Consider the following 19,159-nt stretch of genomic DNA (forward strand, 5'->3'; position numbering starts at 1 on the left):
TCAGCCAGTGCGCTCGATAAAACAGGTGATCTCTTCTCTATCATGATACAGGTGGCGGGCACGCAGTCGGAAGCCGACGCCTGCCTGCTCCAATCCCTGCTCGATGATCTCCCGGCAGATCAGCCACTCCTCGTAGCGCTTCTTCATGGGCAATTTCAGGTTGAACACGGTGAACCGGCATAACCCGGAGCCGACCCAATCCACCGCCAGACGCGCTGTCTTTCTTGGCTGATCCACGATATCGCAGACCATCCAGTCGATTCCGCGCTTCGGCCGCCAGCTGTATCCGTCAGCACGCACATGCTCAACCTGACCGGAAGCCATCAGGTCCGGATCCATGGGGCCGTTGTCGACCGCGGTCACCAGCATGCCCTGTCGCACCAGTTGCCAGGTCCAGCCACCGGGCGCGGCACCAAGGTCAGCGGCTTTCTTTCCACCCCCCAGGTAATCCAGCTCCTGTTCAGGGGGCAGGAACACCTTCCAGGCCTCTTCCAGCTTCAGCGCCGAGCGACTCGGAGCAGATGCCGGCAGCCGAAGCCGCGGAATGCCGCCGACGAACCGGGCCCGGTTATCCCGCAGGCTATACCCGACCACCGCCTGGCTGAAATCCGGCAGAAAGATCTCCAACCGGGCGAGGGTGTCTGCCTCCACAGCCTGCAGCAGTCCCGCGCCGCGCAGCCCCTTGGACAGTGGCGCCACCCATTTGCGGGCGAAGTTGCCCAGGTCTTTGTCGACGTTGTTCTCCGGTAAACGGATTTCCACCCGTGCGCACTCCGGCATGCCTCCCTCAAGCTGCCGAAGGCCTGAAATCACCGCTCCAACCCGGTCTTCCGCCGGCAGCTCCAGCCGGCCAAGGACCACCAGCCAGTCCCGGACAAACACCAGATTCTCCAGACTGACCCTGGCCAACAACTCTTCCGCCGGCTCCGGTCCGGGCAGGGAGAACCAGACAATGCCCTCGCCCCTGGCCGGTTCAAAAAAACCGTACAAGCCGGATTCCATCGCGAAATCGGTGAGTTCACGTCCGGCCTCTGCCTCGAAGCCGGGCCTACAGAATGCAAGAATCTGTTCCATGTTGCCCCTGTGGCGGATTCCGGACCGAAACCCGCAAATTTGAAACTGTTTAACAGTGAAACTTGTGTACGTTGGCTACACTTCCAGCTCACTTTCTTGCTGGAAACCCTGAATGCCACTCCTGACCCGGCTGATGTCTGCGGCCATGATCTGCTGCCTGTCTGCCCTGGCCTGGGCCGATCAGCCCGGAGCTGCGGGTCAGTGCCCCGTACTGGACGTCGCAGATGACAGTGCCCGGCACCACCTGATGGACTATGTCTGCTACCACAGCGCCGAGCCGGACGACGCCGCCCACCGGGCCACATCACCGCAGGAACTGCCGGAATCACTGGCGTGGACACCGGCTGACGGCCATGACCTGGTGTTCAGCCATACCCAATCCGTCTACTGGCTGAAGCTGCAACTGAACAATAGCGGTTCAACCCGCGGGCTCTGGTACCTCAAGCTGGATTATCCCCTGCTGGATGAGGTCACATTCTGGACTTCCACCGGCAATGGCACCAGCCGGAAACTGGCAACCGGCGACCAATACCCGTTTGCGTCCAGGGGCATAGATTATCGGTATTTCCTGCTGCCCGTCACCCTCGGGGCCCAGGAGCCGCTCCAGGTCACGATCCGCATCCGCAGCAGTGGCGCACTCAACGTACCCCTGTCCCTGGAAACCCCGGCCGAGGTGATCGCCACCAGCAATGACCTGACCCTGACCCACGGCCTCTTCTATGGGGCGCTGGCGATCTTTGCCGCCTTCAATCTGCTGCTATTCTTCAGTTCCAGAACCGTCTACTACTTCTACAACGCCTTTTATATGGGCGCGATGGGCCTGTTCCTGTTCGCCATGGGCGGTTTTGCCAACCAGTATTTCTGGCCCGAGAGCGCGGGTTTCGCCAACACCTCCATTCCTCTGGCCCTGGGGCTCTGCGCCCTGGCGATGACCCTGTTCGGCCGGTCATTCCTGGAGGTCAGGCCGGATACGCTGGCCAACACCACTCTCAAGGCCCAGGCCTGGTTCTGTATCGTCTTTCTGGCCCTCACTTTCATCCTGCCCTACAACAAGACGATCATCCTGAACACGGTTCTGGCGCTGAGCGTCATCGCCAGCCTGCTGATCTCGGCGGGTATCCGCTGGCGCCAGGGCTATCAACCCGCCATCTGGTACCTGCTGTCCTGGATGGTGATGCTGGCCGGCGCCCTTATCTATGCGCTCGCGGCTTTCGGCCATCTTGCCGATTTCCTGGCCCGGGAGTCCCTGATGCAGGTAACCATCGGCGGCCAGGTCATTCTGCTCAACTACGCCATGGTCCAGCGCTGGCGCCTGCTGAACCAGAAACTTCTGGAGGTGGAGCACAAGGCCCGCACCCAGCTGGAATTCAAGGTGCACGAACGCACCTCTCAACTGCGCAACGCCATGCGGGAACTGGAGAAAGCCAACCGGAAACTCGCGGCCCTGAGCCTGAACGATCCGCTGACCGGCCTGTATAACCGCCGGCATCTGGATAACATCCTCCCGGAGCTCTGTGCCGAGGCCCGACGAACCGGCCAACCCCTGACCCTTGCCCTGATCGATGCCGACCGGTTCAAGGCCGTAAACGACACCTGGGGCCATGGTTTCGGGGACACCTGCCTGCAGCTGATTGCCGACATCCTCTCGCGTCATGTGAAGCGGCCAAGGGATATCGCCATCCGTTTTGGCGGCGAGGAGTTTGCCGTACTGTTACCCGGCGCCGACATAGAGGGCGCTCGCAAGGTATGCCAGGCGATACTGGATGATCTGAGGAACACGCCGCTGGACACTCCGGACGGCCGAACCCTGAACATGACCCTGAGCGCCGGCGTCGCGCAGCTGGCCACCCCTGAGGACCAGTGCGCTCTGTTCCAACGCGCCGACGATGCGCTGTATCAGGCCAAGGCCTCCGGGCGTGACCGGGTAGAGATCGCAGAGCCGGAATTCAGTGATTGGGGCGCACCCGCGACTCAATAAAAGCGCGGACCTGACGGGCGGCCTCTTTGATCAGGTCCTGTCGGGTTTCAGCCTGACGGGCCAGCGGCTGGAAGTCGTGGTTCCCGCCCTCCAGCCACACCAGCTGGCAGGCGCCGAGCTCCCTTCTACGCTCATTTACCTCATCGGGTTTGCCAAACGGATCCCGGGTGCCCTGTATCACCAATATTGGGCAGTCAATCCGGGGGAAATGGTCGACGCGCCAGTTGTCCGGTTTGCCCGGAGGATGAAACGGATAACCGAAACACACGACCCCGTCGATACCGGTCTCTTCCGCTGCCAGGAGGCTGGCCATTCGTCCGCCCATGGATTTGCCACCGATGAGAACCGGGCACGCTTCGCCCACCTCCGCCCGGATCCGGACAAGCACATCCCGAAAACTCTCGAGAAGTCGTGGCTGCCGATCCGGTGGTCGTTTCTTCCCATCCTGCCGGCGCTTCTGCATATAGGGGAACTCGAACCGCACCGACGCGACTTCTTCGGCATCGAGCGCTGCGGCCAGTTCTTCCATGAATGGAGAGTCAGCCGGTGCGCCGGCACCATGGGCCAGAATCAGTACGACTTTCGGCTGATTTTCGTAGTAATTGCTCTTAATCAATTCCACTGAATTCACCTCTGTCAAATCAGGGGCTATCATACCCAGAGCAAGCAGCAATTACCCGGGGCGCACTTCCCTCTTCGCGAATGATTCACATGCTCGCCATGTCGCTGATTTCGGTGAATTTGACGGATATCAGGAGTTGACCTGAGTCATTGCAAACAGCTAATGGTTTCTCCATACTTGCGCCCGCATAATTCCCCATCCTAAACCCATTGGTAAGGCTATGAGCACAGTAAATGCAAACCTGACATACAACTACAAGGTGGTGAGACAATTCGCCATCATGACAGTGGTATGGGGTATTGTAGGAATGGCTATGGGTGTGCTGATCGCAGCGCAGCTCGTCTGGCCATCCCTCAACCTCGACCTGCCCTTTACCCACTTCGGCCGGCTCCGGCCGCTGCATACCAACGCCGTCATCTTCGGCTTTGGTGGAAGTGCCTTGTTCGCCACCTCCTACTACGTGGTCCAGCGCACGTGTCAGGCCCGACTGATCTCGGACGGCCTGGCGGCGTTCACGTTCTGGGGCTGGCAGGCAGTTATTGTGGCAGCAGCGATTACCCTGCCAATGGGCCTCACATCAACGAAAGAGTACGCTGAGCTCGAGTGGCCGATCGACATCGCCATCGCGGTTATCTGGGTGACTTACGCTCTCGTGTTCTTCGGTACAATTACCAAGCGCAGCACGCCGCACATCTACGTGGCCAACTGGTTCTACGGTGCCTTCATCATCACCGTTGCGGCCCTGCACATCGGTAACAACATGGCCCTGCCGGCCACCGCCTTCAAATCCTACTCTGCATACGCCGGCGTGACCGACGCCATGATGCAGTGGTGGTACGGCCACAACGCCGTAGGCTTCTTCCTGACCGCCGGCTTCCTGGGCATGATGTACTACTTTGTTCCCAAGCAGGCCAACCGCCCGGTCTACTCCTATCGCCTGTCCATCGTCCACTTCTGGGCGCTGATCGCGACCTACGTATGGGCTGGTGGTCACCACCTGCACTACTCCGCCCTGCCTGACTGGGCCCAGACTGCAGGCATGGTTATGTCCCTGATCCTCCTGGCTCCGTCCTGGGGCGGCATGATCAACGGCATGATGACCCTGTCCGGTGCCTGGCACAAACTGCGTACCGACCCGATCCTGCGCTTCCTCGTGGTTTCCCTGTCCTTCTACGGTATGTCTACCTTCGAAGGCCCGATGATGTCCATCAAGACGGTCAACGCACTCTCCCACAACACTGACTGGACCATCGGCCACGTTCACTCCGGTGCTCTGGGCTGGGTTGCCATGATCAGTATCGGTGCGGTCTATCACCTGATTCCCAAGCTCTGGGGTCTGCAGGCCATGTACAGCACGGCTCTGATCAACGTGCACTTCTGGCTGGCCACCGTCGGTACCGTACTCTACATCGTTGCCATGTGGGTCAACGGCATCATGCAGGGCCTGATGTGGCGCGCAGTCAACGAAGACGGCACTCTGACCTACAGCTTCGTGGAAGCCCTGGAAGCCTCCTACCCGGGTTACTTCGTCCGTTTCCTGGGTGGTGTCATCTTCCTCAGCGGCATGCTGATCATGGCTTACAACGTCTACATGACCGTTCGTCAGAAAGAAGCGGTTGCAGCTGATAACGCAGCGGCTCAGGCGGCGTAACGGGAGAGAGATCAGATGAAACACGAAATTATCGAAAAGAATATTGGTCTGATGATCATCCTGATCATCCTGACCATCAGTGGCGGTTTCCTGGTGGAAGTAGTGCCCCTGTTCTTCCTGAAGCAGACCAATGAGCCGGTCGAGGGCCTTGAGCCCCTGTCCGCTCTGGAGCTGGAAGGCCGGGACATCTACATCCGTGAAGGCTGCCACGTGTGCCATACCCAGCAGATCCGTCCGTTCCGGGCGGAAACCGAGCGCTATGGCCACTACTCCGTCGCGGGTGAGTTCGTGTATGACCGCCCGTTCCTGTGGGGCTCCAAGCGTACTGGTCCGGACCTGGCCCGTGTAGGCGGCCGTTATTCCGATGCCTGGCAGCGCCAGCATCTGTATAACCCGCGCAGCGTTGTGCCCGAGTCCAACATGCCGGCGTTCCCCTGGCTGTTCGAGGACCGTGTCGATCACGAATCCATCGAAGCCCGTATGGAAACCCTGCAAACCCTGGGTGTGCCCTATACCGATGAGCAGATCGCAAATGCTTCAGCGGAAATCCAGGGCAAATTCGAGATTGAAGCGCTGGTCGCGTACCTGCAACAGCTGGGTACTGTGATTTCAGATAAACGGTGATCCCATGGATATCAATGAGCTACGCGGTATTCACACCCTTCTGGTAATGGCGGTCTTTCTCGGCATCGTCTGGTGGGCGTACAGCGCCCACCGCAAGAAGGCCAATGACGAAGCGGCGCATCTGCCGTTCGATGATGAAGACGTGGACAAGCGTACTCTCGAACAGGAAAAGACGGAGAAGAAACAATGAGTACCTTCTGGAGCATCTGGATCAGTGTGATCGTGCTCGGTACTGTTTTTGGCTGTGCCTGGCTTCTTTGGGCCACCCGCAAGGGCCAGACGACTGATGTCGAAACAGACCGGACCATGGGCCATTCCTTTGATGGCATTGAGGAATACGATAACCCGCTGCCGAAGTGGTGGTTCTATCTGTTCATGGCGACCTGCGTGTTTGCCCTGGGCTACCTGGCTCTGTATCCGGGCCTGGGCAACTACAAGGGCCTGCTGGGCTGGACTTCCACCAATCAGTGGGAGGCCGAAGTGGCCGCCGCAGAAGAGAAGTACGGCGAAATCTATGCCCAGTACGGCGACACGCCGGTGCCTGAACTGGCAACCAATGAAGACGCCCTGAAGATCGGTCAGCGTCTGTTCGCCAACAACTGCGCGGTCTGTCACGGCTCTGCGGCCCGGGGGCAGGTTGGCTTCCCCAACCTGACCGATGACGACTGGCTGTGGGGCGGTACACCTGACGCCATCCTGGAAACCCTGCACAATGGCCGTATGGGTAACATGCCTGCCAAGGGCACCATGCCCAGCATGACCAACGAGCAGGTGGATCAGGTGGTAAACTACGTGCTGAGCTTCAGCGGTCGTGAAAAGGACGCCGAAGCAGCCAAGGCCGGCGAGCAGGTCTTCGCCCAGGCATGTGTGGCGTGCCACGGCCCTGACGGCAAAGGCATGCAGGCAATGGGTGCACCGAACCTCACTGACAACACCTGGCTCTATGGCTCCACTTACGAGTGGATCAAGGAAACCGTGATGAACGGTCGCCAGAACCAGATGCCAGCGCAGGATCGTCTGCTCTCCGAAGACCAGATCCAGATCCTGGCGGCTTACGTGTACAGCCTGTCCAACTGAGAATGATCCGGCCAGGGCCCTGCCCTGGTCCGGTCTTTTCAACCCTGTGTCTGCCCCCGCGGGCACAGGCTTGAGAAGATCAGCAGACCCTCCGAGGCCCGCTCCCCGCTTTTCCATTTCATCGGGAGGTTACGATGAGCAGTGAGATTCCGGTCAAACAGGTTGACCCTTCGTCTGATTCCTCCAACAAAAATAAAAAGCCAGAGACCGTCGAGCTCTACGCGAGCCGAAAGAAGATCTATGTCAAGGAAGTGAAAGGCTTCTTCCAGCGTATCCGGAATGTGAGTCTGACCCTTCTGATGGGCATGTATTTCCTGTTCGTCTGGATCACCATCGACGGACAGCCGCTGATCCATTTCGACCTCCCGGCGCGGGAATTCCACCTCTATGGCATGACCTTCTACCCCAAGGATTTCATCCTCCTGTCGGGTATGCTGATCATCTGCGCCTATGGCCTGTTCTTCATCACCACCCTGTTCGGACGGGTCTGGTGCGGCTATACCTGCCCGCAAACCGTGTGGACCTTCATCTTCATGTGGGTTGAAGAGCGGATCGAGGGCAGCCGAAACAAGCGGATGAAGCTCGACAAGGCACCCAATTCCGGCGAAAAGATAGCCAAGAAATCCGCCAAGCATACGATCTGGCTGCTGATCGCCCTGGCCACCGGCCTCACCTTCGTCGGGTATTTCTACCCCATCCGGGAGCTGATCGGCGATCTGTTTACCCTGCAGGCCAACGGCTGGGCCTATTTCTGGGTGGCCTTCTTCACCGTCGCCACCTACCTGAACGCCGGCTGGATGCGTGAGCAGGTATGCCTCTACATGTGCCCGTATGCCCGCTTCCAGTCGGTCATGTTCGATCCGAACACCCGGGTGGTCTCCTACGATCCGAACCGTGGTGAGCCCCGGGGCAGCCGCAAGAAGGGCGTTGACCCGAACGAGCTCGGCCTTGGGGATTGTATTGACTGTGGTCAGTGTGTCCAGGTCTGCCCCACCGGCATCGATATCCGGGATGGTCTGCAGTACGAATGCATTGGCTGCGCCCTGTGTATCGATGCCTGTGACGAAGTCATGGAGAAAATGAATTATCCCAAGGGTCTGATCCGCTACACCACGGAGAACGAACTGGAGGGCAAGACATCCAAACTGCTTCGTCCCCGTACCTTTGGCTATGGCATCATGCTGGCGCTGATGATTTCAGCGATTATCTTCACCATTGCGACGCGGGTGCCGGCCCAGATGGACGCCCTGCGCGACCGTGGCGCGCTATATAGCTTCAACGGGCAGGGCCGGGTTGAGAACTCCTATACCCTGAAGATTGCCAATATGACCGAAGTGCCCCAGGTGTTCTCCATCTCTGTGAGCGGCCTTGAGGGCATCCAGATCCTGACCGACACCAGGATAACCGTTGAAAGTGGCGAGAACCGCTCGGTACCAACCGTCGTGGACGTTCCACCGGAATCCATCTCGGAATCCAATAACGAGATCCGGTTCCAGGCGGTTTCCGAAACAGATTCGTCACTGAAACTTGAAACTGAAAGCCGGTTTGTCGGTCCAACGCGCTGATTTGTACCATTGGCCCCGACACACCGGCTAGAAAAGAGATGAAGCATTATGAGTGAACACGCTCCGGTCGCACCCTGGTATCGCCAGCCCTGGTTCTGGTTCCTGACCATTTTTCCGCTGGCGGCCATTATCTGGTGTACCGTCATGATTGTTGTTGCCAGCAACATGAAAGACACCATGGTGACGGATGACTACTCCAAGGAAGGGCGCGGCATCAACCTGGCCATTGCCCGTGACCAGCATGCCTATGACATGGGCATGGTTGGTGAAATGAGCTTTGACAGCCGCGAGGTTACGCTGAAGCTCAATACCGAAGAGGGTCCGGCGCAATTTCCCTACGTGATCCTGAAGCTGTTCCACCCGACTCTGGCCGAACGGGACCGCACCATCCAGTTCCGTAACGAAGGTGGCGGCTACTATTCCGGTACCATGCTCCAGGACATCGAAGGCCGCTGGTATTACGATCTTCAGGGACCGGATAACACCTGGCGCCTGAAAGGGGAAGCCTGGTTGCCCACCGAAGATGGCCTGACCATTCGGGCGGAAAAACCCGTCAAGGGGTGAGTGCCCTGGATTGTTTCCATTGCGGTGAACCCGCCGAGGGGAACCCGCCGATCACGCTGGAGCTTGAAGGCACCACAAGGCATTTTTGCTGTCAGGGCTGTAAAGCGGTTTGTGAGACCATTCACAACGAGGGTCTCACCGGTTTTTACGACTTCCGGACAGAGCCGGCAGTAACACCCCGGGAACTGTCTGCCTCCGAGCTCACCCGTCTGCGCGAGCTGGACCATCCGCTGGTCCAGCAATCCTTTGTCTCGCCCGTCAAAAGTGGTCAGGAAGCAAATCTTCTGATTGGCGGGATTACCTGCGCCGCATGCATCTGGCTGCTTGAAAACCACATGAAAAAGCAGCCGGGGGTACAGAGTTTCTCGGTCAACCACACGACCCAGAGAGCACGACTAGTCTGGTCGCCGGACCAGGCCAGACTGAGCGACCTGCTGATCGCGATCCACCAGCTCGGTTACACCGCTCGCCCCTACCAGGCCGATGAGGTCGAGCAGCAGCTCAAGGCCGAGCACCGCTCCATGCTCATCCGGCTGGCGGTCGCCGGTATCGGCTCCTTCCAGAGCATGATGTTGGCCTTTCCCCTGTATTTTGAGCTGGTCAATGATCTTTCGCCGGAATTTGTTTCCTTTTTCCGGTGGTTCAGCCTGCTCGTTGCCACCCCGGTGGTGCTCTACAGTGCCCGGCCGTTTTTCCGCAATGCCCGTCGCGATATCCGGAGCCGGCACCTCACCATGGATGTTCCCGTCGCCATCGCCATCGGCCTTGCCTACGCGGCCAGCGCCTGGGTGACGGTATTCGGGGGCGATGAGGTCTATTTCGAATCGGTATGCATGTTCACCTTCTTCCTGCTCCTCGGGCGCTACGTGGAAGTCCAGGCCCGCTACCGGGCCGGCCTCACCGGCAACGCCCTGGCCGGGTTCCAGCCGACTGTTTCGGCACGGGTCAACGGAGATGAAACCGAGATAGTCCCTGCCCACGACATCGGCCCCGGCGATGTGGTTCGGGTACGGCCCGGCGAAACCCTGCCAGTGGATGGCTGCATTGTCCGGGGCGAATCCACCCTGAACGAGGCGGCGTTGACAGGCGAATACCTGCCGGAATCACGGGGGCCGGGTGACACTGTGCACGCCGGCAGTATCAATGGCGAGAACCCCCTGGATGTACTGGTGGAAAAATCCGGCGCCCAGACCCGGCTCTCCGGCATCCTCAGGGTCCTTGACCGGGTCCAGTCGGAGAAACCACCGGTAGCTCGCATGGCGGACCGGATCGCCGGCAAGTTTGTCGGGCGCGTGCTGATCCTGGCACCGCTGGTCTGGATCGGCTGGTGGCTGGCCGGAGCAGACAACGCTTTCGATATCACACTCTCGGTGCTGGTGGTGACCTGTCCGTGCGCCCTGTCGCTGGCTACCCCAACCGCCATCACCGCCGCCACCATGCGCCTGCGGAAACTGGGATTCCTGCCCACCCGGGGCCACACCCTGGAGTCCATGAATACCATTGATACGGTCGTCTTCGACAAGACCGGGACACTCACCCGGGGCGAGCTGAGCCTGGTGGGCCAGCAAAGTGTTGGCAGCCTTGATGGCGATACCTGCCTGCGCCTGGCCGCGGGCCTGGAGAAGTTCTCCGAACACCCGATTGCCCGCGTCTTCCACGACCGCCCCGCTGCAGCCATGGAGCAGGTCCGGAACCACGTAGGCGGCGGCCTGACCGGACAGCTGGGAGATCAAAGCTACGCCATCGGTCACCTGGATTTTGTGGCGGAACACACCGATGCACCTGTGCCCGAGCGGGGTCAGCACACCGGCATGGAGATCTGGCTGGCGTCTGAAGCCGAATGGCTGGCCTGTTTCCGGCTCGACGACCAGCCCAGGGATGATGCCGCCGAAACGATCAGGACCCTTCAGGAACAGGGTATCCGCACCATTCTGCTCAGTGGTGACAGGAGTGGCCACGTGGCCCGCGTTGCCGAGATGCTGGGTATCACAGAAGCTATCGGGCAGGCATCGCCGGAACAGAAACTCGAAGTACTTGAGCAACTCACCAGTGAAGGGCGCAAAGTGATGATGGTCGGCGACGGCCTGAACGACCTGCCCTCCATGGCAGGCGCTGGCCTCTCGGTGGCCATGGGCAGTGCCGCGGACCTGACCCAGCTGAAAGCCGATGCGGTTCTGCTGAATGGCCAGCTCAAGCAGTTGGTGGAAGCGCTCAATACCAGCAGGCAGACCCGCCGTGTCATTCGCCAGAACATGATCTGGGCTCTGGCCTACAACCTGTGCGCGCTGCCCCTGGCGGCGGCTGGCCTGGTGCCACCCTGGCTTGCAGCCATCGGCATGTCTGCCAGCTCCTTGATCGTGGTGCTCAACGCGCTCAGACTCAGTGCCAGCACCACCCGGCCCCCGGCCGAACCAACACCGGTTGGTACTCAGGCACTGTCCTGATAACGTGAAAGTCACACTCATAACGAGGTAAGTGCCGTGCAGATTGTAATGGTCCTCGTACCATTGATGCTTATTCTGGTTGCCGTGGGGATTGCCCTGTTTGCCTGGGCAGTCAAGAACGGCCAGTACGACGACGTGGAAGGCCCGGCCCATCGCATTCTCTATGATGATGACAAGGACATGATTCCCCGGGAAGCCAGAACCGACAAACCTGAACAGGAAGAAGAGAAACCGGACCAGAGCACCGGGGAGGAAGACCGGGACAGCGCCGGGCCGAAGAGCTGATGGCAGCAGACCTTTACCTGAGTTATCCCAGCGCCTTTCTCATCGGTCTGCTCGGCAGCACCCACTGCCTGGGTATGTGTGGCGGGATCAGCGCGTCCCTGTCCATGGCCCTGCCGGTCGGTCGGGGATTCCGCCTTCGCCAGTCGCTGATGCTGCTGGCCTTCAATTTCGGCAGAATCGGCAGCTACACGCTGATTGCCACATTGATTGCGGCACTCAGTACCGGGGCCGCCAGCCAGTGGACCCTGGCCGGAATGGTGCTGCGAACCATTGCAGGATTGCTGTTGATTTTCATGGGCCTGTCCATGGGACAGTGGTGGCAGGGAATCCGCTACGTGGAAAAAATCGGAGCCCCGGTCTGGCAGAAACTCTCGCCGCTGACCCGCCGCCTGATGCCCATCCACCATCCCGCACAGGCACTGGCACTGGGCGCACTCTGGGGCTGGTTGCCCTGCGGTCTGGTCTACAGCACCCTGGGATGGGCTGCGCTGCAGCCTACGGTTCCTTCGGCCGCTCTGACCATGTTCTTCTTCGGTCTCGGCACCCTGCCTTCCATGCTGGCGACCGGCTATGCCGCCAACTGGGTTCGCGGGTTGCAAAAGCACCAGGCGGTCCGGAAAGCCAGTGGTGCCTTGCTCATCCTGTTCGGAATCTGGACGTTGCCGCTGTTCTGATGGCCGCCCCGGTGCCTGGCTAGATGTTCAACACATCCAGGCGACCGAAATCCGGACTGGTATCCGGCCCCGCGGACTGAACCACCGCCTGGCGCTTGCCGCCAAGGCGTTTGCCTTCCTTGAAGTCATACAGGTTGGGATCGGCCAGATGGGACGGCTCGACATTGCACAGGGCCCGGAACATGGTTTCCAGCCGGCCCGGGTGCTGCTTGTCCCAGGTCTGGAACATGTCCTTTATTACCTGGCGCTGCAGGTTCTCCTGGGAGCCACACAGGTTGCAGGGAATGATGGGGAACTTCCGCAGCGCCGCATAACGGGCAATATCCTTTTCGCGGGCGTAGGCCAGCGGGCGGATCACGGTATTCCGGCCATCATCACTGTGCAGTACCGGCGGCATGGACTTGAGTTTGCCGCCGTAGAACATGTTCAGGAACAGGGTCTCCAGCAGGTCGTCCCGGTGATGACCCAGGGCAATCTTGGTAACCCCGTGCTCTTCGGCAAAGTTGTAGAGGATACCCCGACGCAGGCGCGAACACAGGCCGCAGGTGGTCTTACCCTCAGGCACCTTTTCCTTGACGATACTGTAGGTGTCCTTCTCGATGATGTGGTATTCGATTCCCAGTGAAGCGAGATACTCCGGCAGTACTTCCTCAGGAAAACCGGGCTGTTTCTGATCCAGGTTGACTGCAATCAGCTCGAAGGAGACCGGTGCACTTTTCTGCAGGTTGAGCAGGATATCCAGCATGGCATAGGAATCTTTGCCACCGGACAGGCAACACATGACCTTGTCACCGGCTTCAATCATCGAGAAATCAGCAATCGCCTGCCCCATTTCACGGCGCAAACGTTTCTGCAGTTTGTTCAGCTCCAGTTTCTGGCGCCGATCCTGCTCGGAAGCGGGCGACTGGTCAGCGGCATTGGCGATCATAGCTTCGGACATAACAACCACGTTCGTAAGGTCAATGAGGGTGCGATTATACGCATCACCGGGTATCAGGGACAGGATACCGGATAAGGAGATACTGCAACCCTGCAATGCAAGGCGGCCACCGGAGACCTTCCCTGAAACCACGCTCTCCCCTACCATACCCAACATGACAAATACCGCCCTGACCGATCACAAGAACACCGAAGGGACCTGCCGTCTGCTTGATCAGCAGATCCAGCACCTGCTCGTGGCAGTGGAGCACGAACTGCGAAAGTCGCCCCGGGGCACCAGTGAACTGGCGCTGATCCGCGCACTCCAGGTTCCCCCCTGGGAACTGATCGGCGAGGTCAGCTTCCGTGACCCGGAAGAACTCTATCCGGTTCATTTTCTGCTGTTCCACGTGCTTTACCGACTCCGGGACCAACTGGCCGAGGCCGGTGAGAGCCTGGAAATCTCGCCGCTGGAGATCCGGCTGAACCCACAGACCGTCGTTTCCGGCACCGGCCTGCCGGATCAGGAAGACGAGCTGCGCCGCTTCTATCTTGATCTGGACCAGTACCGGATGTCCGGAGACCGCATCCGCAGAATGATGGATGACTTCTGGTCAGGGCGCCCGACGCGTTCTCCGGAGCCGTCCGAGCTGCTCCGGGCGGCACAGGTACTCGGCTTCGACGCTTTGCCCGGCGACTTTGGCACCGTCAAGCACCGATTCCGACGCTGCATTATGGCCGTGCATCCCGATCGCGGGGGCGATACCGCATCGGTGCAGGAACTGAACCATGCCTTTTCCATGCTCAAGATCCATTTCCGGCTTTCGGCCTGACTTACTGCCAGACCAGGGGAACCCATGATGCCAAGAAAACTTGTTTTTGCCTTTCTCACGTTGGCCACCCTCAGCACAGCTGTCAGGGCAGACCTGGTAGTACTCCAGTATCACCACGTCAGCGATGCCACACCGCCCTCCACCAGTACTTCCGAATCCCTGTTCGAAGCCCAGCTCGACATGCTAGGGGATCTTGAACTGGAGGTGGTGCCGCTGCTAGAGGGCACACGACAGGCCCTGGAGGAAGGTGCGACCCGGAATTCGGTCGCCCTGACCTTCGATGATGCCTATGAATCGGTCTATACCTCCGCGGCACCAATGCTGGCGGAACGGGGTTATCCCTATACGGTTTTCGTCAATACCGACGCCGTCGGCCGCACCGGCTACATGACCTGGGACCAGCTGGAGGAACTGGCAAGTCGCGAGGGTGTGACCCTCGCCAACCACAGTACCGACCATGGGCATCTTGCCCGGAAGCCCGATGAACCCGAAGATCAGTGGCACCGGCGGATTGAACACAGCCTGGATGGCGCCCAACAGGAACTGGAGCAACGTCTGGGGATCGACAACCCGATGTTTGCCTACCCGTACGGGGAATACGATTCCGCTCTGGAAAGTTATATTTCGGACCGGGGCTGGTATGGCTACAGCCAGCATTCCGGGCCCATTGGCGAGCATTCGGCCCCGACCCGGCTACCCCGGTTTCCCATGGCCAACGCCTACGGCCAGCTCGGTAGCCTGAAGAACAAGTTGCTCAGCCGTGCTTTTCCCGTCGAGACTGCCGATCTCCCGGATGGCGTCATCTCCAGCAATCCGCCGATGCTCGAGTTTGTTTTGCCGGAAACGCTGTCCGCCGACCGGCTCACCTGTTTCGCCTCAGGCATGGGAAGGATCGAGATCGAGCCTGTTGGGGATGGAATGGTCAGAGTCCAGGCGCCGGACGCCTTCAACAGCCGCCGCTTCCGCTACAACTGCACCCATCCTGCCGGCGATGGCCGTTTCTATTGGCTGTCCCAGCCCTGGCTGGACCTGAGCCAGCCGGAGGATTGAGGGACCCTAGTCCTCGGCAACAAGTTCGAGTCCAAGTTCGCCGGTAGTGACGTGGGGAATGGATTGCGGGCCCTGCCCGGTTTCCAGCACCGTCTGGCTATCGCGGTCTTCGGCCCGGGTGAAGATCACCATCCAGCGCTCACCGCGGGCCGGGAAAGCCGGTATCCAGGCCTGCAGATAGGCTCGGGAATGCCAGCTCTCGGGTTCGAATTCCATCGCCATGTCGGTCACCACCCGGACAGGTCGCAGCTCCTCATCCAGGAACGCCAGTGACGGCACAAACAATCCATCACGGGCAAAAGAACGCAGCCTGAAGACAAAATCAGGGTGCTGCCGGGCATCGGGCAAGGCAACAAGGGCGAAGGGGCTGGTTCCGGTGGCGAAATCATGGTGCTCCGACGCGTCACCGATATCCACTTCGAATTCGCGGCCACTGATCCAGGACTGGCGTTCCCGCGTGCTGAGGCTCTGACAACAGCTCTTGGCAAACTGGCTGAAAAAACTGGCTTCCTCGTCCACGCCCAGAATGGCCATGGCATCCGGATCGTAACCCTCCACGGGTGCCTCGGGTACCGGAGCGGCACCGGGCTGGTGGATGGAGGCGGAGGTGATTTCAACGGGCGGCTGCACCCGCCCTTTCTGGACATCGGTGCGGGTATCCGGCGTGTAGTAGCTCACCCGGATGTTGCCTTCGGCATCCCGCCAGGTGAAGTATGGCCTCGGCTCGCCGGGCCGGACATAACCATCCCGGGCCAGTTGCTCGGCGTCGGGGTAGTTCTCCAGCGTGTATTCCTCTTCCGGCTGGAGCGCGGGAGGAGTGGGAGTGGCCGGCTCCTGGCCGGAAGAATCCACGGGCATTGCCGCTGACCCGGCTTCGCTATCCCTGGCCCCGTCGGATGTTTTTTCCGGAATCGGCGAATAACGCACCCGTCCCTGCTCATCCACCCAGGTAAAGTAACCCTCCCGCTCGCTGGTCGGTGAACCGCCGAGCTGGCACCCAACCAGCACGGCAGCGAGAGCGACAACCATCGGGATCTGGCGGCAGGCTTTACGGGTCACGGAGGTTACCTTTCGATGTCCGCACAGCGGTCAGAATTTCGTCCGGAAACTGAGACCGGCCATCACAACCCGCAGCGAGGTCTTGATGTCCAGGCCGGCGTATGGGTTGTAGATAATATTGGTTATGTTATCGCAGTTGACGTTACAGCTGGTATCCGCGGGGATGGTTTCGATGGAGTGCAGGTAACTGAGGTTCATGTCGATCTCCGTGTCCTTGTCCCACTGGTAGCCCATACCCACGCTGTACAGATTGGCACCGCCGAACGGCGCCATGACCTGGCGCTGGTCGTCGGGAATCACCGAATCCCGGATCTCCACGCCGGCGCGCAGGTCCAGCCGCGATGACACGTGCAGCTCGGCCCCGAAGGCCCAGTTCCACTGGCTCTTGAAGCCCAGGGGCAGACGCAGGGTATTCGGTGTCGCGTTGTCCGGCGAGAGAATCCGGGCCGCATTGAGGAATTCAAGATTACGATCGAACCGGAACACAAAGGCGTCCCACTGGGCGTAATCGGTCCAGCCGATGTCGGCATTGAGGGTCAGTTTCGGGTGGACATCAACGCTGATGCCGGTCTGGAAGTGCTGGGGATAGACCAGGTCCATGCTGACATTACCGGCTTCCCGGGGCGCCCCGGAAGGCAGGCTGAGAATCGCCGAGGTGATCGCCCCGAGCACCGAGCCGTTGACGCTCTGCCAGAACCCTGACCAGTCGTCGGTATACTCGATCTCGAAGGTGCCCTTCATGTTCATGTCGGCTTCGGAGGTGTAACTCGCCCCCCACCGAAACCAGTCCGTAGGCTCCCACATAACCCCCAGGGCATAGGTGGGCGACAGGGTTTCCTGGACATTGATATTCAGGGCGCCAATGTCATCCCACGGGCCGACATTACCGCCACACAGGGCCAGCCAGGGCTGGAGGGGCTCGTCCCCGCTCTCGCAGTTGAAGGCGTCCTGAAGGATTTCGGCAACCCCGAGCAGCATGTTCGGCGCGCGCATGTACTGGTCAGCGGCGATGCCCATGTGGGACAGGTGAATCCCGGCGCCTACCGCCCATTCGTCATTGATCTCGTAGCCGACCGTCGGCGACAGATAGGTGGTCCGCTGTAGGGCCGTGGCCTGGGGTTGATAGCGGCCGGGATCGTCCTTGTCGCGATAGAAACCGGCGGCCAGGGGCAGGTAGAAAGCGTTGGCAAAGGTCAGCTTCGACCCCGGCGGGTTGACACTGATCCCGGCCGAGGGCGCAACCGCCGGCCCGGGAGGTGCCCTGAGAATCCCGTAACCGGGCAGGTACAGGGCAACGTTGTTGGTGTGGCTGTGGGTGTTGGCGACCGGATCACGCTGCTTGCCGGTCAACGGGTCGGTTTCCAGGCCATCGATACCGAAGATCTCATAGCCTTCCGGGGCCGTGAAATCCGCATCGATGTCCAGATAGACGCTCATCAGGTTCACTTCGAGCTGACGACCGTCCAGCCTGGTAAGACCCGCCGGATTGTAGTGGATGGCCATCACCCCCGGTGGATCGGCCGTGACCGCATTGCCCAGCGCCAGGGCCTTGGGATGAATGGTCAGGTTCTGAGCCAGCTGGGCCTGGGCACCAAACGAGACGGTCGTGGCGATCAGAGCCCCGAGAATCTGCCGTTTGTGGCTGTTATGTCCCATGAATTCCTTCCCTTCCCGTGATTCGTGGACCGCAACGCTCACTCTTTGAGGCCAGAGAAGTTGATGGGCAGGGATACCCCGAGAGAGAAGTCCGGCGCATCCTCGGTCAGGCCGATGCCCAGGCTGGTGTTCACGATGGTGGTATCACTGACCCGGGTACCAAGCGACATGCTCAGGAAACCGGTCATCTGGTCCTGGGCCACGGCCTGCTCGCCGTTGGAAAAGGTCAGGATGGTTTCGTCGCTGTAACTCAGCTGGGTAGAGATGCTCAGGGATATGTCATAGGAAAGCGAATAGGCAAAGCCCGCCGAACCGGACAGACCGAATCCGGGCTCGACCTCAACCAGCAAACGGGCGCCCCGGACCTGGTTCAGGTCCTCGGCGGGCAGGTTGTAGGTGGCACTGACGGAACCGAAAACCACAACCGGATCCAGCACCTTGGAGAGACTGACACCGCCGCCTGCAGAGTAGTAACCGCTGCCCGTGGACAGCTGTTCCTTGATGTCGATTTCGTAGGGGCTGACACCGGTCTTGGTGGTCAGCGTGCCGAAAAAGGTGGTGGACATCTTGCCGGGCACATAGGCAAACGGCTGCCAGCGGCCGGTGAAGGAAACGTCGCCGAAATCGTAGATGCTGAGCTCATCCTCGGTATCGTACTTGACCACCAGGGGAATACGGGTGCCGACGGTCAGGTTATCCAGCAGACCATAATCGTAGGAAAAGGCATTGGTGAAGTTGTGGGTGGCTGATGGCACCACATCCAGGTTGCGCACCGAACCATTGGTGATGGCCAGATCCAGACGCTGATCCGCCGTATAGGAATAATCGAACGAGTAGTTCAGCGAGTGGGTGCCCTTTTTCTGCAGAGAGTAGTTCTTCTCGGCAGCCTGAAACACTTCTTCCAGCTGTTTGGAGGCATCTTCGTCGCCCTCCTGCCTGGCCAGCGCTTCCCGCGCCTGGTCCACGCTTCCCTCCTGTGCCAGCACTGTGCCTGGAAACAGCGCTGTGGCGGAAACAAGGATAAAACCTCGCACAAACCAACGATTCATCCTGACTCCCTTATTTTATTTGTAGTGATTCTGTGC

The 19,159-nt window shown here is 59.9% G+C and carries 18 protein-coding genes; 12 read left to right on the plus strand and 6 right to left on the minus strand.

Annotation, left to right across the window (positions count from 1 at the left end; translation table 11 throughout):
• Complete coding sequence (gene rlmM / locus BM254_RS05585) at nt 1–1,074, minus strand: 23S rRNA (cytidine(2498)-2'-O)-methyltransferase RlmM (protein WP_091999964.1); 1,074 nt, start codon at nt 1,072–1,074, stop codon at nt 1–3.
• Nucleotides 1,075–1,186: 112 nt separating this feature from the next.
• Here rlmM and BM254_RS05590 point away from each other — a divergent pair, with 112 nt between their 5' ends.
• On the plus strand, nt 1,187–3,052 hold the full coding sequence (locus tag BM254_RS05590; protein WP_091999966.1) for a sensor domain-containing diguanylate cyclase: 1,866 nt from the start codon (nt 1,187–1,189) through the stop codon (nt 3,050–3,052).
• Here the strand turns inward: BM254_RS05590 and BM254_RS05595 are convergent.
• Nucleotides 3,021–3,674 carry an alpha/beta family hydrolase gene (locus BM254_RS05595; RefSeq protein WP_245777374.1) on the minus strand — a complete coding sequence of 218 codons (654 nt, stop codon included), beginning with the start codon at nt 3,672–3,674 and terminating at the stop codon, nt 3,021–3,023. The two genes, BM254_RS05590 and BM254_RS05595, sit on opposite strands and share 32 nt — an antisense overlap.
• 220 nt (nt 3,675–3,894) lie before the next feature.
• Here BM254_RS05595 and ccoN point away from each other — a divergent pair, with 220 nt between their 5' ends.
• The 9 genes from ccoN (at nt 3,895) to BM254_RS05640 (ending at nt 12,558) form a co-directional block, all read left to right on the plus strand.
• A complete protein-coding gene (gene ccoN / locus BM254_RS05600; RefSeq protein WP_091999968.1) occupies nt 3,895–5,325 on the plus strand; it encodes a cytochrome-c oxidase, cbb3-type subunit I in 1,431 nt (476 codons plus the stop codon).
• A 15-nt stretch (nt 5,326–5,340) separates the two neighbouring features.
• The gene (gene ccoO, locus BM254_RS05605) at nt 5,341–5,949 is read left to right on the plus strand and encodes a cytochrome-c oxidase, cbb3-type subunit II (protein ID WP_091999971.1); all 609 of its coding nucleotides are present in this window, start codon (nt 5,341–5,343) and stop codon (nt 5,947–5,949) included.
• 4 nt (nt 5,950–5,953) lie between these two features.
• Nucleotides 5,954–6,139: a cbb3-type cytochrome oxidase subunit 3 gene (locus BM254_RS05610; protein ID WP_091999974.1), complete on the plus strand. Its 186-nt coding sequence runs from the start codon at nt 5,954–5,956 to the stop codon at nt 6,137–6,139.
• Entirely contained in the window at nt 6,136–7,026 is an 891-nt protein-coding gene (ccoP, locus tag BM254_RS05615; protein WP_091999976.1) for a cytochrome-c oxidase, cbb3-type subunit III, read from the plus strand. The genes BM254_RS05610 and ccoP overlap by 4 nt, the downstream gene beginning before the upstream one ends.
• A gap of 134 nt (nt 7,027–7,160) precedes the next feature.
• The gene (gene ccoG, locus BM254_RS05620; RefSeq protein ID WP_091999979.1) at nt 7,161–8,591 is read left to right on the plus strand and encodes a cytochrome c oxidase accessory protein CcoG; all 1,431 of its coding nucleotides are present in this window, start codon (nt 7,161–7,163) and stop codon (nt 8,589–8,591) included.
• A gap of 48 nt (nt 8,592–8,639) precedes the next feature.
• A complete protein-coding gene (locus BM254_RS05625; protein WP_091999981.1) occupies nt 8,640–9,155 on the plus strand; it encodes a FixH family protein in 516 nt (171 codons plus the stop codon).
• Nucleotides 9,152–11,599, plus strand: coding sequence for a heavy metal translocating P-type ATPase (locus BM254_RS05630; RefSeq protein WP_091999983.1), 2,448 nt, complete (start codon nt 9,152–9,154; stop codon nt 11,597–11,599). The genes BM254_RS05625 and BM254_RS05630 overlap by 4 nt, the downstream gene beginning before the upstream one ends.
• 36 nt (nt 11,600–11,635) lie before the next feature.
• Nucleotides 11,636–11,884: a cbb3-type cytochrome oxidase assembly protein CcoS gene (gene ccoS, locus BM254_RS05635; protein WP_091999986.1), complete on the plus strand. Its 249-nt coding sequence runs from the start codon at nt 11,636–11,638 to the stop codon at nt 11,882–11,884.
• Nucleotides 11,884–12,558 (plus strand): sulfite exporter TauE/SafE family protein, encoded by a 675-nt coding sequence (locus tag BM254_RS05640; RefSeq protein WP_091999989.1) that lies wholly within the window; start codon nt 11,884–11,886, stop codon nt 12,556–12,558. Before ccoS ends, BM254_RS05640 begins: the two co-directional genes overlap by 1 nt.
• A 19-nt stretch (nt 12,559–12,577) precedes the next feature.
• Here the strand turns inward: BM254_RS05640 and ttcA are convergent, their stop codons facing one another.
• Nucleotides 12,578–13,498, minus strand: a complete 921-nt coding sequence (gene ttcA / locus BM254_RS05645; RefSeq protein WP_092000759.1) for a tRNA 2-thiocytidine(32) synthetase TtcA — start codon at nt 13,496–13,498, stop codon at nt 12,578–12,580.
• A 154-nt stretch (nt 13,499–13,652) separates the two neighbouring features.
• Between ttcA and BM254_RS05650 the strand changes: the two genes are divergently transcribed.
• Nucleotides 13,653–14,309 (plus strand): DNA-J related domain-containing protein, encoded by a 657-nt coding sequence (locus BM254_RS05650; protein ID WP_091999991.1) that lies wholly within the window; start codon nt 13,653–13,655, stop codon nt 14,307–14,309.
• A gap of 24 nt (nt 14,310–14,333) precedes the next feature.
• Nucleotides 14,334–15,359 carry a polysaccharide deacetylase family protein gene (locus BM254_RS05655; RefSeq protein ID WP_425434477.1) on the plus strand — a complete coding sequence of 342 codons (1,026 nt, stop codon included), beginning with the start codon at nt 14,334–14,336 and terminating at the stop codon, nt 15,357–15,359.
• 6 nt (nt 15,360–15,365) lie between these two features.
• On the opposite strand, the gene BM254_RS05660 is transcribed toward BM254_RS05655, so the two are convergent.
• The 3 genes from BM254_RS05660 to BM254_RS05670 are packed head-to-tail and all read right to left on the minus strand — an operon-like array spanning nt 15,366 to nt 19,123.
• On the minus strand, nt 15,366–16,418 hold the full coding sequence (locus tag BM254_RS05660; RefSeq protein ID WP_245777375.1) for a MalM family protein: 1,053 nt from the start codon (nt 16,416–16,418) through the stop codon (nt 15,366–15,368).
• A gap of 30 nt (nt 16,419–16,448) precedes the next feature.
• Nucleotides 16,449–18,074, minus strand: coding sequence for an OmpP1/FadL family transporter (locus BM254_RS05665; RefSeq protein WP_091999994.1), 1,626 nt, complete (start codon nt 18,072–18,074; stop codon nt 16,449–16,451).
• A 38-nt stretch (nt 18,075–18,112) separates the two neighbouring features.
• Nucleotides 18,113–19,123: a flagellar protein FilC gene (locus tag BM254_RS05670; protein WP_091999997.1), complete on the minus strand. Its 1,011-nt coding sequence runs from the start codon at nt 19,121–19,123 to the stop codon at nt 18,113–18,115.
• Nucleotides 19,124–19,159 lie beyond the last annotated feature (36 nt).

The organism is Marinobacter pelagius (assembly GCF_900114925.1).
GTDB lineage: Bacteria > Pseudomonadota > Gammaproteobacteria > Pseudomonadales > Oleiphilaceae > Marinobacter > Marinobacter pelagius.

Bases quoted from the DNA above. Each gene is read 5' to 3' on its own strand.
- rlmM (WP_091999964.1), bottom strand. From the start codon at position 1,074: ATGGAACAGATTCTTGCATTCTGTAGGCCCGGCTTCGAGGCAGAGGCC.
- BM254_RS05590 (WP_091999966.1), top strand. From the start codon at position 1,187: ATGCCACTCCTGACCCGGCTGATGTCTGCGGCCATGATCTGCTGCCTG.
- ccoN (WP_091999968.1), top strand. From the start codon at position 3,895: ATGAGCACAGTAAATGCAAACCTGACATACAACTACAAGGTGGTGAGA.
- ccoO (WP_091999971.1), top strand. From the start codon at position 5,341: ATGAAACACGAAATTATCGAAAAGAATATTGGTCTGATGATCATCCTG.
- BM254_RS05610 (WP_091999974.1), top strand. From the start codon at position 5,954: ATGGATATCAATGAGCTACGCGGTATTCACACCCTTCTGGTAATGGCG.
- ccoP (WP_091999976.1), top strand. From the start codon at position 6,136: ATGAGTACCTTCTGGAGCATCTGGATCAGTGTGATCGTGCTCGGTACT.
- ccoG (WP_091999979.1), top strand. From the start codon at position 7,161: ATGAGCAGTGAGATTCCGGTCAAACAGGTTGACCCTTCGTCTGATTCC.
- BM254_RS05625 (WP_091999981.1), top strand. From the start codon at position 8,640: ATGAGTGAACACGCTCCGGTCGCACCCTGGTATCGCCAGCCCTGGTTC.
- BM254_RS05640 (WP_091999989.1), top strand. From the start codon at position 11,884: ATGGCAGCAGACCTTTACCTGAGTTATCCCAGCGCCTTTCTCATCGGT.
- ttcA (WP_092000759.1), bottom strand. From the start codon at position 13,498: ATGTCCGAAGCTATGATCGCCAATGCCGCTGACCAGTCGCCCGCTTCC.
- BM254_RS05650 (WP_091999991.1), top strand. From the start codon at position 13,653: ATGACAAATACCGCCCTGACCGATCACAAGAACACCGAAGGGACCTGC.
- BM254_RS05655 (WP_425434477.1), top strand. From the start codon at position 14,334: ATGATGCCAAGAAAACTTGTTTTTGCCTTTCTCACGTTGGCCACCCTC.
- BM254_RS05665 (WP_091999994.1), bottom strand. From the start codon at position 18,074: ATGGGACATAACAGCCACAAACGGCAGATTCTCGGGGCTCTGATCGCC.
- BM254_RS05670 (WP_091999997.1), bottom strand. From the start codon at position 19,123: ATGAATCGTTGGTTTGTGCGAGGTTTTATCCTTGTTTCCGCCACAGCG.